The organism is Roseiconus lacunae (assembly GCF_008312935.1).
In the GTDB taxonomy this organism is placed as follows: Bacteria; Planctomycetota; Planctomycetia; order Pirellulales; family Pirellulaceae; genus Stieleria; species Stieleria lacunae.
Window position 1 is genome coordinate 290,632 of record NZ_VSZO01000002.1, and the last position, 16,692, is coordinate 307,323.

At 56.4% G+C, this 16,692-nt stretch carries 10 protein-coding genes; 6 read left to right on the forward strand and 4 right to left on the reverse strand.

Annotated elements, in window-relative coordinates; translation table 11 throughout:
- Positions 1-107 precede the first annotated feature (107 nt).
- Complete coding sequence (gene can, locus FYC48_RS07420; protein ID WP_149496057.1) at positions 108-755, forward strand: carbonate dehydratase; 648 nt, start codon at positions 108-110, stop codon at positions 753-755.
- A 240-nt stretch (positions 756-995) separates the two neighbouring features.
- The gene (locus tag FYC48_RS07425) at positions 996-2,735 is read left to right on the forward strand and encodes an arylsulfatase (RefSeq protein WP_149496058.1); all 1,740 of its coding nucleotides are present in this window, start codon (positions 996-998) and stop codon (positions 2,733-2,735) included.
- Positions 2,736-2,739: 4 nt separating this feature from the next.
- Here the strand turns inward: FYC48_RS07425 and FYC48_RS07430 are convergent, their stop codons facing one another.
- The gene (locus FYC48_RS07430) at positions 2,740-3,432 is read right to left on the reverse strand and encodes a zinc metallopeptidase (protein ID WP_149496059.1); all 693 of its coding nucleotides are present in this window, start codon (positions 3,430-3,432) and stop codon (positions 2,740-2,742) included.
- Between the two features lie 703 nt (positions 3,433-4,135).
- On the opposite strand from FYC48_RS07430, the gene groES reads away from it, so the two are divergent.
- Together groES and groL are read left to right on the forward strand one after the other, a co-directional pair.
- A complete protein-coding gene (gene groES / locus FYC48_RS07435; RefSeq protein WP_149496060.1) occupies positions 4,136-4,453 on the forward strand; it encodes a co-chaperone GroES in 318 nt (105 codons plus the stop codon).
- A 100-nt stretch (positions 4,454-4,553) separates the two neighbouring features.
- Positions 4,554-6,170, forward strand: a complete 1,617-nt coding sequence (gene groL / locus FYC48_RS07440) for a chaperonin GroEL (RefSeq protein WP_149496061.1) — start codon at positions 4,554-4,556, stop codon at positions 6,168-6,170.
- A 341-nt stretch (positions 6,171-6,511) separates the two neighbouring features.
- On the opposite strand, the gene FYC48_RS07445 is transcribed toward groL, so the two are convergent.
- The 3 genes from FYC48_RS07445 to FYC48_RS07455 form a co-directional block, all read right to left on the reverse strand.
- The gene (locus tag FYC48_RS07445) at positions 6,512-7,084 is read right to left on the reverse strand and encodes a rhomboid family intramembrane serine protease (protein WP_149496062.1); all 573 of its coding nucleotides are present in this window, start codon (positions 7,082-7,084) and stop codon (positions 6,512-6,514) included.
- A gap of 119 nt (positions 7,085-7,203) precedes the next feature.
- Entirely contained in the window at positions 7,204-8,445 is a 1,242-nt protein-coding gene (locus FYC48_RS07450) for a 3-dehydroquinate synthase (RefSeq protein WP_149496063.1), read from the reverse strand.
- The gene (locus FYC48_RS07455; RefSeq protein ID WP_235034134.1) at positions 8,445-9,422 is read right to left on the reverse strand and encodes an alpha/beta hydrolase; all 978 of its coding nucleotides are present in this window, start codon (positions 9,420-9,422) and stop codon (positions 8,445-8,447) included. The genes FYC48_RS07450 and FYC48_RS07455 overlap by 1 nt, the downstream gene beginning before the upstream one ends.
- Positions 9,423-9,706: 284 nt before the next feature.
- Here FYC48_RS07455 and FYC48_RS07460 point away from each other — a divergent pair, with 284 nt between their 5' ends.
- Entirely contained in the window at positions 9,707-13,759 is a 4,053-nt protein-coding gene (locus FYC48_RS07460) for a DUF7133 domain-containing protein (protein ID WP_235034135.1), read from the forward strand.
- 348 nt (positions 13,760-14,107) lie between these two features.
- Positions 14,108-16,558, forward strand: coding sequence for a YidC/Oxa1 family insertase periplasmic-domain containing protein (locus FYC48_RS07465; protein WP_149496064.1), 2,451 nt, complete (start codon positions 14,108-14,110; stop codon positions 16,556-16,558).
- The last annotated feature ends 134 nt before the right edge of the window (positions 16,559-16,692 follow it).

Here is a 16,692-nt window from a genome sequence, read left to right on the forward strand (position 1 = left end):
TTGCCGCTTGGGGCGAAAGCCACCTGCTGCCACCCTGACAGCGATCGGGTACATTGCGGGGGTCTTTTCCGACTTGATACCGATCGCTTTTGGCTAGAGATTCTCTGATGCGACTATTACCACAGCTCATCGAAAACAATCGCAAATGGGTGAGCAACGTCAACAATGCTGACCCAGAGTTTTTTGACCGTCTTTCGCGAGGCCAAAGTCCCGAACTACTTTGGATCGGATGTGCCGACAGTCGGGTCCCGGCGAATCAAATTTTGGGTCTGCTTCCCGGTGATGTTTTCGTTCACCGCAACATCGCGAACGTCGTTGTTCATAGTGACTTTAATTGCCAAAGCGTGATTGAGTACGCGGTCAGTGTCTTGAAGGTCAAGCACATCATCGTCTGCGGTCATTACAGTTGCGGCGGCGTGAAAGCAGCGAGCGAAAACCACCATGTCGGACTGATCGACAACTGGTTGCGACACATACGTGACGTCCGTCAAAAACACGAAACGGTTCTCGATGCGATCGAGGACGAAGGCGAAAAGTTTGACCGGCTCTGCGAGCTAAACGTCGTCGAACAAGCTTATAACGTTTGCCACTCGACGGTCGTGCAGGAAGCCTGGCAACGCAACCAAGAACTGGCCGTTCACGGCTGGATCTACAGCATCGGCGATGGTTTATTGAAAGATTTGAACGTGACGATTTCAAAGCCGACCGAGATCGCGGCCGCCTATCGCGTCGCCATCGACCAACAAATCGCTTGACCATTTGTAAACGCCTGTCACACACCTCTGTCGGATGGCGTTCGCCTCGGTAAAACGCGATCTCACCATGATGCCGGATCTGATCGACACCCTCCTTCTGCGATCACCCGGGCCTCCTGTAATCACTCGCGCAAACCAACTCTCCGAAGCCACCTTCGGCAGCGCCCCAGAGTATGATGTCGATCGGTGATGCGGACCTTGTTTTCCCGCATCAAAGCCAACTCGACCGATCGCTTCGCCATGAGTATTCAATTTTGGTGTGTCCGCGCAGTTCACTGCGTCCTCTTGTGTCTGACTGCTGCGTTCGCTTTGCCGGAACGATCGACAGATGCGGCCGATCGGCCAAACATCATCTGGATCATGTCCGACGACATGGGCTTTTCGGACATCGGTTGCTATGGCAGTGAAATCGAAACACCGGTGCTTGATGGGCTAGCCGACCACGGACTCCGCTACACCCAATTTTACAACACCGCGCGATGTTGCCCGACGCGGGCGAGTCTGCTGACCGGCTTGTATCCGCACCAAGCCGGGATCGGACACATGATGAACGATCGAGGCTATGACGGCTATCGCGGCGACTTGAATCGAGAATGCGTGACGATCGCCGAAGTCCTACGTCCGGCAGGCTATCGAACTTACCTGAGCGGTAAGTGGCATGTGACGAAAAACACTCGTCCCAAAAGCCACGACGACAAACACAACTGGCCGTTGCAACGTGGGTTTGATCGTTTCTATGGCACCATTCACGGTGCCGGCAGTTTCTTCGATCCCAACACTTTGACCCGCGATAACGAATTCATCTCGCCGGCATCGGACTCCGAATACACGCCAGATCAGTTTCCCGGTGGTCAATACTATTACACCGACGCAATTGCCGATCATGCGGTCCGGTTTGTTCGCGAACACCGACGCGACCATGACGCCAAGCCTTTTTTCATGTACGTCAGCTTCACCGCCGCCCATTGGCCAATGCACGCATTGGAAAACGACATCGCAAAGTACAAGGGACGCTACGATGCCGGCTATGACGCGATCCGAAAGGCCCGTTATCGGCGGATGATCGAACTCGGATTGATCAAGCCAAGTTCAACCGAACTGTTCCCAATCGAAGAGTCGGCGAAAGAAACTGAGCATTGGGACTGGGACAAACGAAATATGGAAGTTTATGCCGCGATGATCGACTCGATGGACCGCGGCATCGGGCGGATCGTCGAATCACTCAAGACAACCGACCAGCTTGACAACACGGTAATTTGCTTCTTCCAAGACAACGGCGGCTGCGCGGAAAATTACGGTCGGGGCGGGAAACCACAACCTCGTCAAGATACACCAAGCCTCGAACCGCTTGACGCTGAATACCTTCAGCCCGACATGCAACCCAAACAAACGCGCGACGGCTATCCTGTTCGCACGGGCAAAGGCGTGATGGCGGGGGGCGCCGATACTTATATCGCCTATGGTCGCGCCTGGGCAACCGTTTCAAACACGCCGTTTCGACAGTACAAGCACTACACCCATGAAGGAGGGATCTCGACGCCGTTAATCGTGCATTGGCCAGACGGACTAAATCGCGACGGTGAACTCGAACACACCCCCGGACACCTGGTTGACCTGATGGCGACCGCGGTCGACTTGGCGCAAGCCGACTATCCCACGACGGCCCATGGCGGTCATGCGATCAAGCCAATGGAAGGCCAAAGCTTGGTGCCAACGTTCCGCGGTCAATCGATCGAGCGCGACGCGATCTATTGGGAACACGAAGGCAATCGAGCGATTCGCCAAGGCGACTGGAAACTGGTGGCCAAAGGGGCACGCGGTCAATGGGAACTTTATAACATTGCCAATGATCGCAGCGAACAGAATGATCTGGCGCAACGGTTCCCCGACCGCGTCGAGGCGATGGCAGCCCTGTGGACCGCCTATGCCGAACGGGCCAACGTGTTGCCGCTGAACCCAAAGCCGAAGAAAAAGCAATAGCCGGTCAGCGTCGATCGCCCATGAACCGCATGATGAAGTACAGCAGCGTCATCACCGCTTGGAGCGTGCCGGCAACGTAAGTGAGCGCGGCCGCGTTGAGAACTTTGGCAACAAATTGTTCCTCATTCGCGGAGATGATGTTGCCTTCGACCAAGTGACGTCGAGCTCGGTTACTGGCGTCGAATTCCACCGGCAAATTCACAACCTGGAAAAAGACAACACCGGCAAACATGACGATCCCTGCGAGCAACAAGACTTTGCCCAGCGGGATCGACGAGAGCATCAATCCGACCGAAGCGACCGTCACACCGATTCCGCTGCCGAAGTTGGCAGCCGGAACGGCGGCGTTTCGAATCGTCAGCGGCGCGTAGTTCTTCGCATCTTGGAACGCATGCCCGGCTTCGTGACAGGCAACACCGACCGCCGCCATCGAGCGCTGGCTATAGACCGAATCGCTAAGCCGGAGCACTTTATGTCGGGGGTCGTAGTGATCGCTCAAATGCCCGGGGACACGCTCGATCCCAACTTGCGTCAGCCCCGCCGAGTCAAGCATTTGGCGCGCCGCCTGCGCTCCGGTCATCCTGGCCGGAACTTCTGACATCGATTGAAAAGTCGATTTGACCCGCCACTGGGCGAACATCGCCAGCAGCAACGGCGGGATCGCAAACAAATAATACAGAGGGTCGAAGTAGAGCATCGTTAAGACTTAAAACAACTTGGTCGGTGCTAAACGGAAGGAGTCCATCGAAGTGACAGCCCCAGTGATTCGCGTAGCGGACTGCAATCTTTGGACCAATCTCAGAAAGCCAAAGTTAGGTGTAACAGAATTCCGACTGCAATTTACCGGACTACGAATTTCGTGACCGCCGCTTTGATGCAGCCTCAACTCGACGTGTCAGCTTCTCGTCACAGACTCGGCTTCGTTGACTTCCGGCCTCCCCTCTGCAGACCGACCTGCAAGAAGTTGATTGTCCCAGCCTGCCAAACGGGCACACGCAGATTTCAAAGAATGGGGCGCCGGTCGGAAGAAGCAAGTACGACGGCTGGCTGCCATTTTGACGACCGCAACGGCCCCGCACCGTTTGGGGGGCGATGCCGAGTTGTCTAACCTGCTGTGATTGGCTTGTCAGTGAAGACTCGTAGTGGGATCGCATTGCGAGTGACGAAAAACGGTTTCCGACAAAAAAACAGCCAGAATTGCCCGTAGAAACGCCCGAAAAAGCCTGCCGACCATTGAGTGGCACACCTTTTGCTCTCCCGCACCGCTGATGAATCAAACTGTCATCTTGGCGCCGTCGATGGGCGGTTCCGCCGAGAGTCAGGAGCCGTCAAAATCGGCTGATCAAACATACGACACTGTCAGTCACATTCCCCGCACTTTACAGAAGGTATCCGCAACCATGGCGACTGCCACCAAGAAGAAGGCATCCGTTCGTCTGCAACCGATCGGCGAACGAATTGTGGTCCAGCGAGAGGAGAGCGAAGAGACGACCGCCGGCGGCATCGTTCTGCCCGACGCGGCAAAAGAGAAGCCCGCTCGTGGCACCGTGATCGCTGTTGGCACCGGACGACTGTTGGACGACGGCAGCCGTAGCGAAAGCCAACTGTCCGAAGGCGAAAAAGTTTTGTTCAGCAGCTACGCGGGTGAATCCGTCGAAGTGGACGGCGTTGAGTACCTGCTGATGCGTGAAGATGACGTTTTGGCGGTTGTCGAGTAATCACGACGATCGCGGCCGCGGGGTTCACTCCGCCGGCTCGACATCATCCTGGCGATAACAAAAAGCATTCCTTACACCAAACAACCTAGCTGAATATTCCATGGCAAAAATCATTGCATTTGAGCAGGAAGCGCGTGAAGCGATTCGTCGCGGCGTTTCCAAGCTGGCCCGAACCGTCAAAGTCACCCTCGGCCCGAAAGGCCGTAACGTGATTTTGCAAAAGAGCTTTGGCAGCCCGACCGTCACCAAGGACGGCGTGACCGTCGCCAAAGAAATCGATCTGGAAGATCCCTATGAGAACATGGGTGCCCGGATGGTTCGCGAAGTCGCGAGCAAAACCAGCGACGTCGCCGGCGACGGAACCACCACCGCGACCGTGATGGCCGAAGCGATCTTCAACGAAGGCCTCAAAGCTGTCGTTGCGGGCGTGAACCCCATCCAAATGAAAGAAGGTATCGAAGCAGCGGTCAGCGACATCACCGCGAAACTGCACTCGATGGCCACCAAGGTCAAAGATCAATCGGCGATGGCCGACGTCGCGACGATCGCCAGCAACAACGACCGAGAAATCGGTGAACTGTTGGCCGATGCGATGAGCAAGGTTGGCAAAGATGGTGTGATCACCGTCGACGAAGGCAAGAGCCTGCAGACCGAGCAAGAATGGGTCGAAGGGATGCAGTTCGATCGCGGCTATCTGTCGCCTTACTTCGTCACCGACAGCACCAGCATGGAATGCGTTCTCGAAGACGCTTACATCTTGGTCTTCGAAAAGAAAATCAGCAGCATCAAGGACATGGTTCCGATGCTCGAAAAGGTCGTTCAACAAGGCAAGCCCCTGTTGATCATCGCCGAAGACGTCGACGGCGAAGCCCTCGCCACGTTGGTCATCAACCGACTGCGCGGAACTTTCAACGTTTGTGCCGTTAAGGCTCCCGGCTACGGCGATCGCCGTAAAGCGATGATGGAAGATATCGCGATCCTGACCGGCGGCCAAGCGATCTTCGAAGCACTCGGCATCAAGCTGGAAAGCGTCGACCTGCCGCAACTCGGCCGCGCAAAGAAGGTCATCATCGACAAGGACAATACGACCATCATCGAAGGTGCGGGAAAGAGCACCGACATCAAGGCTCGGATCGATCAGATCCGCCGCGAAATCGAGAACAGCACTAGCGATTACGATCGCGAAAAACTGGAAGAACGATTGGCGAAGCTTGCCGGTGGTGTTGCCAAGGTCAACGTCGGTGCCGCGACCGAAAGCGAAATGAAGGAAAAGAAGGCTCGTGTCGAAGACGCGTTGCACGCGACTCGTGCGGCCGTCGAAGAAGGCATCCTGCCCGGTGGTGGTGTCGCACTCCTGCGTGCGAGCAGCGCCGTGAAGCCTGCCGATGAACTGTCGGACGATCAAAAGGTCGGCTACAACATCGTCCTTCGCGCCTGCCGCGCTCCCCTGCACATGATCTCGACCAATGCCGGTCAAGACGGTGGCATCGTTTGCGAGAAAGTCGCTGCGATGAAGGGCAACGGCGGCTACAACGCTTTGACCGACACCTACGAAGACCTGGTCAAGGCCGGCGTCATCGACCCGACCAAGGTGACCCGCACCGCACTTGGCAACGCCGCCAGTGTCGCCACCTTGCTCCTGACCAGTGACGCCTTGATCGCCGAGAAGCCCAAAGAGGGTGGCAAAGGCCACGGCGGCGACCACGACATGTACTAGGATCGCCTCGGTCGAAAGACAACTGACAATCATGACGCCCGGAGCTTCTGCTTCGGGCGTTTTTTCATGGGCAAGGAGAGAGACGCAAATATTGCATTGTTGTTGCTGACCGTGTTCGTTCGGTCGAATGCCAAGTTGCGTGTCGGTCGCTTCATCGCTTACCGCCGCCGCCCCATACTGGGAACTCTCACGGCAAAGTCATTAGTGTGCGATTAGCGAAGATTCGTGTTCTTTTCGAATGGAACACGAATCGCCACTAGTAAACACTAATTTTTGCGTGGTCTTGCCAAGGTCTTGCCAACGCCGGGATGCCAGCGCTGTCAGTTCGCCTGCTACGGGGCTTACTGACGCTTGAAACCTGGAAGCCGCGTTTCCAGTCGCTGCTCGGCCAACGCCGCCGCGATTCCGCCTAGAAATCCCGTCAGGTGGCCGTCCCACGAGACGCCTTCGCCAATCGGCAGCACTCCCCAAATCAGTGTCCCGCCGAATAGGATCCCGACAGCGATCGCGACCGCAATTGAAGCGATCCGCTTGTGCAAAAACCCGCTAGCAATCAACAAACCGATCAATCCGAACACCAATCCACTGGCGCCGATATGGTTGGCGTAGCGTCCAAAGATCCAAAGCAATCCGCCGCCAAAAACAACTGTCATACCGATCGTCGGCCAAGGCTTTCGCCTGGTTCCACTGACGATCAAAAGCAACACGATCAACGGGACGGTGTTTCGCAGTAAATGCCCAATGCCATCGTGGATCAGCGGCATCGTCACAATGCCAGGCAATCCCCAAAGCGATCTCGGCACCAGTCCCCAAGATCGCAGGTCAAACGGAATCGTCGCATCGACCAGCCACACAAGCCACATCGCCAGCAACAACACGCCGGCAAAATAGGCATTGCGTTTAAGATCTTGCATGGTGTTGGTGTGAAGAGACGTCTCGTCTTTTTTACCGGCCGCCGCTTACCGCGTTTCCGCGAAGAATGCGGGACCGACCTCGTGGGACAAATCGAAAGTTCCGCATAGCCCAATCTCGATCAGAGATCGACAGAAAACCCGTGTAGCATCTCGATCGCTTTTGCCATCTTGTCGGTATCGATCTCGTGAACATTGGCACTCTCGCCGACTTCGCGAAGCATCGTGATCGTCAAACGCCCGCCGAGGTGTTGCCGAAATTCTTCAAGCCCGCCGAGCAGGCGATCGAGCGGTGACAAAGCCTCGTGCCACAGCGGTAACCCCATCTCATGAAGACATCGACAAGTGCGGTGAACATCTTCGATCGGAAACCCGAGCGTGAGGTGTGAATAAAAGCAATCGATCGCCACACCGATGCCGACCGCTTCGCCATGCCGGATCGCATAATCGGTGATCGGTTCGAGTTTATGAGCAGACCAATGTCCGAAATCCAACGGTCGTGCTTCGAGCATTTCAAACGGGTCGCCACCTTCGGTGATGTGCCGGAGATGCAATTTACAACTCACAGCGATCGCGCGCGAGGCGGCCGACATTTCGCGCGAGCGAATTCGCTCGGCATGATCACACAACCACTCAAACTCCTCGCGGCTTTTTAGCAGCGTGACTTTGACCGATTCGCTGAACCCACTGTAAAAGTCTCGGTCAGGCAGCGTGTCCAGGAGTGCCGCATCGTTAATGACGGCCCAGGGTACGGCAAACGTCCCGACCCAATTCTTCTTGCCAAAGTAATTGATCGCATTTTTGACACCGACACCGCTGTCGCCTTGGGCGAGCGTCGTCGTTGGCAAACGCACCAAGCGGATCCCGCGGTGGGCGATTGCCGCGGCATAGCCGACGGCGTCCAAAAACGCGCCGCCTCCGATTGCGACGATGTAGCTTCGACGATCCAAGTCATGAGCGTTGATTTTTGCCAACACCGCATCCACACCGGAGTCGTCATTTTTGATCGCTTCGCCGCCTTCGAGCAACATCGCGTGATCGACGAGCGCGACGGTATCACAATCCTGCAACTGTTCGGCGATTTCTTGAACGTGTTCACTGGCCGTTGCGACGGCGCGTTCGGCGATCAGCAAGACTTTCGCGGGGCCGGACCCGCCGGGCCGCAGCAGATCCGCGAGAACATCAAAGTCATTTCCGGACAAATCGAGCGTCGTCCGTACGCGATGGACGAACGGGACGGCAAAAGAAACGTCGTGATTTAATGCGTCATCGATCGCTCGGCCTACCGAGTCCACCCCATCGGTGGTCTGGATCGGCGAATCGATCGGAGAGTCTGTTCTGGCCAAGTTGTTTTGTCGTAACATTAGGGCTGCTGTTCCTTCCAACCTCGCCACAACCATCGCAGCGAATCGGGGAAGATGGCGCCGCCGTGGTTGCCGTTATGAGCGCCGGTCCCGATCACCAGTTTGTAGTCATAGCCAGCGAACTCAAGGGCTTTTGCCATCTGTTTATTGGCTAATGGCCAATTCCCGTGCGAGTTATCCAGATCATTTTCGCCGTCCTGCAAGAATACACGGATCGGCTTCGGTTCGGTTTTACGAATCATCGCGGGGTAGTGGTGCCCACCCCGAATGTTGACAAAGCTACCGATGTGGCTAAGTACCTTGCGAAATTGATCGGGTCGATGCCAAGCCACCGAGAACGCACAGATGCCGCCTGAACTGTTTCCGCAGATCGCACGTAATTCGGGGTTCGACGTGATTGCGAAATCCTTTTCAACGGCGGGCAAGATCTCCGTCAGCAGAAACTCCGCATAATCGCCATTCATCGAGTCGTATTCGACACTGCGATTTTCAGGTCGCGGCCGCCAACCGCGTTTCTCTGGTAGCTCGCTTCGGTACCCGGGATCGACCATGACCGCGATCGTCACCGGCATGTCGCCCTTGGCGATCAAATTGTCGAACACCACCGGAAGACGAAAGTCACCGGCACGGCCTTCGAAAGCATGCCCATCTTGAAACACCATCAATGCGGCGGGGGTGTCCCCGTCATATTGAGCCGGAACGTAAACGCTGTAGCGACGCTTGGTACCGGGATAAACCTTGCTGTCAAGCCAAACATGCTGAGTGACCTTGCCGCGTGGGACGGCGTCGTCTGGTTGAGAGTCTGGCCCGTGAACGTACTTCTTAGGTTCTGTCTTTTCGCCAGTGGAAGCTTCGCGGCTAGCGTCCTGTGCATTCAATTGACTCGATGACGCTATCGAAAGCGTCCAGGCGGCCAGCAACAGCATGCCGAGCAACGACAGTGACCGCGGCCACTGAATCGGGGGGGAGCAATTCATCAGATCGTTCGCAGGAGGAGGGTTGGCGCGGGGGCATCCGCGGAGGGAGCCTCCATGATAGCAAGGATGGCTCGCCAAGGGGACTCGATTGTGTCATGGCTGCTCGTCCACCGAAGTCTAGAACCGAGCTTGGGGGGCGGGCGAATGACCGCTGATCACTGCGCCGCGGTAACACCGGCGAGTCCCCCTCTGAGTGTGTCGAAAATCAGTCTTGCGACACAGACCGAGGGCCTTCTACCCTACCACCGTATTTTGCCAATTCTCCATACCGAGATGATTGCGCCATGGACGGCCGACAGTACAACGATCACCCGCAAACAACTCCGTTGCGTTTCACGCGTCCCACTCGACCTGTGTTCCTCAAGTTCGCAGCGTTCATGAAATTCGCAGCGTTCGTGGCTGGTTTGGGGCTCGCGTTTGCCAGTACACAAGGGAACTGTGACGACGCGGAATGGATTTGGGCGAATGGATCAACCGCGGAACAGTCGATCCCCAGGGGAGCGCAATGCTACTTCCGAAAGCCGATTAATCTGAAAGTCGCCGCGGAAGTTCGAATCGAGATCGCAGCGGACGACGAATATGAACTGTTCGTCAACGGCCATCCCGTCGGGCGTAGCGTATCGTCGCGTGAAGTCATCCAATACGATGCGACAGAACATTTCAATGTCGGTCGAAATATCGTTGCCGTGCGAGTGATCAATCGCAACGGTGATACCGCGGCGCTTGTCGCCCGAGTCGCGGTGCGGCCTACCAATAGCGATCGGTGGTACACGTTTAACTCCGATCCGTCGTGGAAAACGAGCGTTCGCCAAGAAGAACTTTGGGAAACGAACGTCTTTAATGATCAACTCTGGGGCGCCGCGGCCTCGTTTGGCACACTGAATGAAGTGGCCGATCAACCCGCTCCTCCGATGAAGACAGCCGCCGCGCCGACACCGCCCCCGGCGCGAACGTCACCGCCTAAAGCTACGGCGAGCGAGCAGCCAGCGAGTTCGGTATTGGCCGGACCGACGGCATCCGATTCAGTTGGAAACAACAGCCCACCGACCGAAACGGTCCAAACCGAAACGGGTTCGAGCGAAAGCGAACAGCGAGAACGTTTTCAAATTCAACGTGGCTTCGGGGTCCAACGCATCCTGGCGGATGAAAAGATCGGCTCCGTGTTGGCGATGACATTCAACGAATTTGGGCACCTACTTGTTTCCCAGGAGGGCGGCCCACTGTTGTTGGTTTATGACGACAACGATGACGACATCCCGGAGACGATTCGCACGTACTGTGACAAGGTGAATTCGTGCCAAGGAATCTTATCGCTTAACGGCCAAGTGTTTGTGACCGGTAGCGGTCCGGAAGGCCACGCGCTTTATAAATTGACCGATGCCGATCGCAACGGATCGCTGGAAAAGGTTGAAGCGATCGTCAAGTTCACCGACTGGTCCGGACGCCCTGCCAAGGCCGGTGAACACGGCGCCCATGGATTGCGTCTTGGTCCGGACGGGATGATCTATGTCGCCGTGGGAAGTCATGTCAAAGCGATCGGCAAAACTGGCGATGGCGAAACTTATCGAAACGAATACGAAGGCGACTTGCTACCGCGCTATGAAGACCCCTCCGGCCACGCTCGCGGCGTCAAAGCCCCCGGGGGAACGATCATCCGAACCAACATCGACGGCAGTGTGATCGAACGAGTCGCCGGCGGACTTCGCAATCCCTACGACGTCGTCTTTCATAGCGGCGGCGGTCTGTTCGTTCACGACGCCGACATGGAATCGGATGTCGATACGCCATGGTATCGCCCCAATGCCGTGTTCAACGTAGCCGAAGGCGGTGAATTCGGTTGGCGGACCGGTTGGGCTAAATGGCCGCAGTACTACCTCGACCGACTTCCTACGATGTTGGACACCGGGCGTGGCAGTCCGACCGGTGGTATTTGTTACGAACACTATGCGTTCCCCGTCCGATTCCAAAACACGCTGTTCCTGGCCGATTGGAGCGAAGGACGAATCCTAAACGTTCGCCTGACGCCTCGCGGAGCCAGTTACGCTGCCGAAAGCGAAGTCTTCCTGCAAGGCCAACCGCTAAACGTCACCGACCTGGAAGTCGGACCTGATGGTGCGTTGTACTTCTGCACCGGAGGGCGTTCGACCAATGGTGGTGTGTATCGTGTGATTTACAAAGGCGACGTGCCAGACCGGATGAAAAACTTGGGGAGTGGAATCGCCGCGGCGATCCGGCAACCGCAAATTGAATCCGCTTGGACACGACAAAAGATCGCTTCGATCAAACGAGAACTTGGTGACCAATGGAACCAACTCGTTGCCGGCGTGGCTTACAGCGACGACAACCCGGCGGAGTATCGCGTCCGGGCAATGATGTTGATGCAGCTTTTCGGCCCCGTTCCAAGTGAAGCGTTGCTGCTAGAATTAAGCAAAAGCAACAGCGATTTGGTCCGAGCCCAAGCAGCCTTGATGCTCGGCCGAGACCCAGGCGAAGACGGCGAACAACGATTGATCGAATTGCTCGGTGACAGTTCTTTGCCGGTCCAACGGGCGGCCTGCGAAGCGATGTTACGTGGCAAAGTCGTCCCCGATGACCTGGACGCATTGATGGATGTGATCTCCAGTGGTGACCGCACGTTGGCCTACATTGGCTGCAAAGTGCTACAGACGGTGCCAGCGGAAAAGTACCGTCAACGGGTCCTGGAAAGTGATCGCACACGTGAAGCGATTGTCGGAATGCTCGCCCTGGTGACGGTCGATCACAGCGAAGCGACGGCACTTCAAGTCCTCGAACGCACGAGCGCGTTGATGAAGGGATTCCTGAGCGACGCGGACTTCATCGATGTCCTCCGTCTCTGCCAGGTGACGTTGCATCTTAGCGGCGTTGATGCTGCGAAGCTGCGTACCTTAGCCGCCCAGGTCGCCGAAGAATTCCCGGCGGGTGAATCCCGAATTAACCACGAAGTCATTCGATTGGCAACGTACTTGAAAGCGGAGTCGCTGGCCGATCGAGCGATCGCCTATGTCGATTCGGATGCTCCCTACGAAAGTCGTACGTTGGTCGCCATGTGCCTGCAAGCGATGAGCGAAGGCTGGACAGCCAAGCAGCGGTTCGCACTGCTGAAGTTCTTCGAAAAGTCAGCGAACCGATCGACGTCCGGAGCGTTGCCGCTTTACATGATGGATGTGACGCGTGACTTCGCGTCCACACTATCGATGGATGATCTCTATGCCATCCTGGAACAGGGACATGTTTGGCAGAACGCGGCACTTGCGGCGATCTACAAAGTCGAACGTCCGATCAGTGCGGACGTGACGACGACGTTGATGAACTTGGATCGAAAACTGCGACAATCCGATGAAGAACGCGACGTCGAACGCCGGCTTCGAACCGGCATCGTCGCACTACTTGCGACCAGCGAAGAATCCAAGGCCGGCGACTACCTCCGTGAACTGTGGCGTGACGAACCAGATCGTCGTGCGATCATCGCGATGGCTTTGTCGGTGCATCCCGATGGAGAAAACTGGGACTATCTCGTCAGAAGCCTTAGTCTGGTCGACTACGAAGCGGGAATGGAAGTTGTCCGGGCACTTCGAACCGTTGAAATCGCAACAGATGATCCGACCGCCCTACGCCAGTTGGTGTTGCTGGGCTTAAAGGCAGAAGCGGACGGACGTCCCTTCAAAGCGGTCGAACAGTTACTCCAACACTGGACCGGCATGGAACGCCCCGAAGGCGATTCGGAATCGCCCGAAGGCAAGTCAAACTTGATGCAGCCGTGGCAACAGTGGTACGCCTCGGTCTATCCCGATCGACCACCGGCAGTCCTGCCAGCCGCAGATCAGTCACGTTGGGACTTTGAGGAATTGGTCGAGTACCTGGAAAGCGACGACGGACGTTCGGGCGATCCCGCGCACGGAAAACTTGCGTTCACGAAAGCGAAGTGCGCTCAATGCCACCGATTTGGAAACTTCGGCGAAGCGATCGGCCCAGACTTGTCGGGAATCGCCCGTCGATTCACCAAACGTGAGATCGTCGAATCGATTCTCTATCCGGCGCACGTCGTCAGCGATCAATATGCCAATCGCAAATTGTTGACACTCGACGGCAAGGTCTACGTCGGGATGGTCAGCGAGCAAAGTGACGGCAAATTGGTGGTCCGAGATTCCAATAACACGATGACGGTGATCGAACCGGACAACGTTGACCAGATCCTGCCGAGCAACAGCAGCATCATGCCAAGCGGCCTGATCGACAATTTGACCAAAGACGAAATCAGCGACCTAATGTCGTACATGGGTGTGGTTCCGGCCGCTGAAATCGCCGCCAAACCCTAATTCGTCGCCTCCGACGCGGCGAAAACTCGATCGTGAGCTAAGTTTTTGGTATTTCACACCGGTTTCCCGCAAGGGAAACGGTCGCTGGGGTAGTTTCGGCTTCCCAAGATCCGCTGACCGGGCCAGAATACCCGGCTACGGCGCCCCGGTGGCTCGTTATCAGAGCCCCCTCTTGGTGGGTTAAACAGGGTGGGTCGCGCAGGGCTGCCAAAGCCACGTCGTTGCTCAAGCGATGACCGTGCGACCTTTCCTGAATCGCGTCAGCCCTCCCTAATCAAGATAGCCAACGCTGTCTTTGATTCGCCGGCCCAAACACTCTCCCGTTATCCCCAACGAATCGAATCGATCGTGGATCGTCGCACCTACACCTTTCTCTTGCTTTCGGCGGCATTCTTTTTCCTCTACATGTCGATCCGAGCGCAAGTTGTGCCGCCGGAAAATGTTGAAGAAAACGCGGTTGCCGAAGTGGCAGACGAAGATCAGCCATCCAACGGCGATCTTGATTCCACGTCGCAATCAGATTCTTCGCCGGGGGAACTGTCCCCCGAAGCGAATGATGACGAAACAGCAATCGCGTCAACCGAAGGAAGTGACCAGTGGTTCACGATTGGTTCGATGGATCCGGCTAGCAAGCATCAGCTGCTGATCACCCTTCGAAATCGCGGCGGGGCAATCGAACGAATCGAAGTCACCAAGCGTGATTCCGAAGGCGCGCTCGCCTATCGACGTGTCGACACCCAGACGGGATACCTGGGATATTTCGCCGGCACAGCGGCTTCGAAAGTCGACGGTGTTCGCGTCAACGTGGTCGGCCCCGGGACGCCGGCCGCGATGGCGAAATCCGATCAAGGCAACACGGGAATCAAGGTCGGTGACATTATCGTTGCCGTCGGTCCTACCGCGATTCAAACCCCTGCCGACCTACGTGACAGCCTTTCCAAAACCGAACCCGGAGACACGGTCACCGTCGAAGTCCTTCGCGAAACCGGTCCCGATCAATCACCGACCAACCTGGTTTTCAAAGCAAACCTGTCACAACACCCGCTTGACCTCGTGCGTCTGGCACGAGACGGCGGGGCAGACCAAATCGATGGGAACATCTCACGGTTGTCGTGTTTGATGACTCTTGCTCAAGTCGGCGGCAAACGGATTCCCAGCGGTGAACGGTACCTCAAACCACTGGGAGAACCGTCCAACCAATTCTGGACTGCGTCGGTGAACACCGCCGATGACGGGCGGCAAACGATCGAATTAGAAACCACGATCGGGTCCGCCGCGATGGGCGAAATCGGTGGTGAGCCGGTGAGATTGAAACGCTCGTTCACGGTGTCGCCTTCGACCTACATCGTCGACATGGACTTCGAAGTTGCTAACCTAGGGTCACAGCCTCAAGACCTCGCTTATCGGCTCGAAGGTGCCAACGGGATCACTCTCGAAGGCTGGTGGTACAGCACCAAGATCAGCCCGAACTTCAGCGGAGCCGCCGCGCGTGACATAGTTTATCGAACCACCGCCGACGGACACCAACTGATCAGCGGCGCGACGCTGCTTAAAGATGAACGCAGCGAACCCGAAGATCCGTTTCATGGCATCTTCGCTTCCGACAGCAGTGATTCGCAAAAAGACCTCAAATACATCGGTGTCGACGCACAATACTTTGCCGTCAGCTACCTTCCCGAGGCCGATGAAAGTTCGCTGAGTGGTTTTTCTCGGGCCGAAGCAATGATCGTCGCCAACGAATCGGCGGTCGAAAAGCACAAAGAGAAAGCGGTTAACGTTTCGTTCTACCTCAATAGCGAGAACGTACGCGTCGCCCCGGGCGAAGCGTTCAAGCAATCTGTCCGGATGTACGCCGGGCCCAAAGAACCCGAATTACTGGCGTCCCATGGCTTGGGTGACTTTGTCTACTACGGCTGGTTCTCGATGTTTTCATCGATCCTTTCGGGACTGCTGCACGTGCTGCATTCCGTCGTGGGCAACTATGCGTTGGCCATCATTCTGCTGACCGTGATCGTCCGAGGCGCGATGTTCCCGCTCAGCCGTAACGCGGCGGTCAATGCACAGAAGATGCAAGAACTCGCCCCGGAAATGAAGAAGATTTCCGAGAAGTATAAAGACGACATGGAAGGGCGGCTCAAAGCGCAGCAAGCGTTACAAAAACGTGTTGGCTTTAACCCTCTCGCGGGCTGTTTGCCGATGTTCTTGCAGTTGCCAATCTTCATGGGCCTTTATCGAGCATTGTCGGTCGACATCGAACTGCGACAAAAGCCGTTTTGGTCGCCGACCGGATGGGCATCCAACTTGGCCGCCCCCGATCAATTCATGTATTGGGGCGACAACATGATCGACTTCATCGCCGGACGTGGGACCGGTTGGTTGGGCCCCTACCTGAACATCCTTCCGATCGTAGTGGTGATCTTATTCATCACTCAACAAAAACTGTTCATGCCGCCGGCGACCGACGAACAGACCGCGATGACACAAAAGATGATGACCTTCATGACATTGTTCATGGGCTTGTTTTTCTTCCGTGTCCCCGCCGGTCTGTGCCTCTACTTTATCGCCAGTAGCTTGTGGGGAATCGGCGAACGCTTGCTAGTCAAAAAGACCCTGCCGTCTGGAAAGCACTTCAACCTCGACGATGATGGCGACGTGGTCGATGCCCTCAGCGTCAAAAAGAAGCCCGACGGTAAACAATCGCTCGCCGAACGCTTGGTCAATCAGATGCAACAGAAGCAACCTGAGCCGGTACCGACACGACCGAACAAGCGCAAACGACCACCGAATCGGAAAAAGTAACCCGGCGTTCAGCCCCCCGATGCCCGACGCGCCAGCATCGATCCTGTGATTCGGAAAGCCCCCCAGAGCCGAGCGTGCTAGCGTCGGCCCCGTGTTGTCAGCCAACGCGCCTCGCTCGAGGGGCGTCGGCTTAA

Bases quoted from the DNA above. Each gene is read 5' to 3' on its own strand.
- can (WP_149496057.1), top strand. From the start codon at position 108: ATGCGACTATTACCACAGCTCATCGAAAACAATCGCAAATGGGTGAGC.
- FYC48_RS07425 (WP_149496058.1), top strand. From the start codon at position 996: ATGAGTATTCAATTTTGGTGTGTCCGCGCAGTTCACTGCGTCCTCTTG.
- FYC48_RS07430 (WP_149496059.1), bottom strand. From the start codon at position 3,432: ATGCTCTACTTCGACCCTCTGTATTATTTGTTTGCGATCCCGCCGTTG.
- groES (WP_149496060.1), top strand. From the start codon at position 4,136: ATGGCGACTGCCACCAAGAAGAAGGCATCCGTTCGTCTGCAACCGATC.
- groL (WP_149496061.1), top strand. From the start codon at position 4,554: ATGGCAAAAATCATTGCATTTGAGCAGGAAGCGCGTGAAGCGATTCGT.
- FYC48_RS07445 (WP_149496062.1), bottom strand. From the start codon at position 7,084: ATGCAAGATCTTAAACGCAATGCCTATTTTGCCGGCGTGTTGTTGCTG.
- FYC48_RS07450 (WP_149496063.1), bottom strand. From the start codon at position 8,445: ATGTTACGACAAAACAACTTGGCCAGAACAGACTCTCCGATCGATTCG.
- FYC48_RS07455 (WP_235034134.1), bottom strand. From the start codon at position 9,422: ATGAATTGCTCCCCCCCGATTCAGTGGCCGCGGTCACTGTCGTTGCTC.
- FYC48_RS07460 (WP_235034135.1), top strand. From the start codon at position 9,707: ATGGACGGCCGACAGTACAACGATCACCCGCAAACAACTCCGTTGCGT.